General features: G+C 39.0%; 2 tRNA genes. Both read left to right on the top strand.

Annotated features, from left to right (window positions below):
- Positions 1-50 precede the first annotated feature (50 nt).
- Positions 51-127, top strand: a tRNA-Ile gene (locus AC5YCE_RS15565).
- 36 nt (positions 128-163) lie between these two features.
- Positions 164-239, top strand: a tRNA-Ala gene (locus AC5YCE_RS15560).
- Positions 240-590 lie beyond the last annotated feature (351 nt).

The following is a 590-nucleotide window of genomic DNA, read 5'->3' as shown; positions in this document are numbered from 1 at the left end:
ACGATCGGTAAGAATCCACAACAAGTTGTTCTTCATGAAGATGTATCTGAGGGTCTGTAGCTCAGTTGGTTAGAGCACACGCTTGATAAGCGTGGGGTCACAAGTTCAAGTCTTGTCAGACCCACCATGACTTAAGATACATCGAATCTATAAGTGATAAGCTGGGGACTTAGCTTAGTTGGTAGAGCGCCTGCTTTGCACGCAGGAGGTCAGGAGTTCGACTCTCCTAGTCTCCACCATACATTCCTACGGAATGTATAAGCTGAGAAATTATAGAACTTAGTAAATTAAACCAATTCGGTTTAAGTTTATTAATTTCTGTGATTTATCACAGTTACCTGCGATCTGATGAGGACGTAGTTAATCATTAACAGCATATATTTGAGTTGAAATAAATTGTTTAAGGCTCAGAGCTAATTAAACAACCGCTCACAAAGCGCAAGCGGAGTGAGAAGTTGAATAAGAAGTGATGAGAAACTAGCGATTAACTGAATCAAGCGTTTTGGTATATGAATTAGATTGAAGCTGTACAGTGATTAAATTCACAGTACTTCAAACTGTAATGTTGAATGTTCTGCTTGTAGGAACAA

It is taken from the genome of Acinetobacter sp. CY79, from assembly GCF_059515845.1.
Note: the sequence above shows the minus strand (reverse complement) of the source record. Positions and strands in the feature narration are given on the sequence as shown.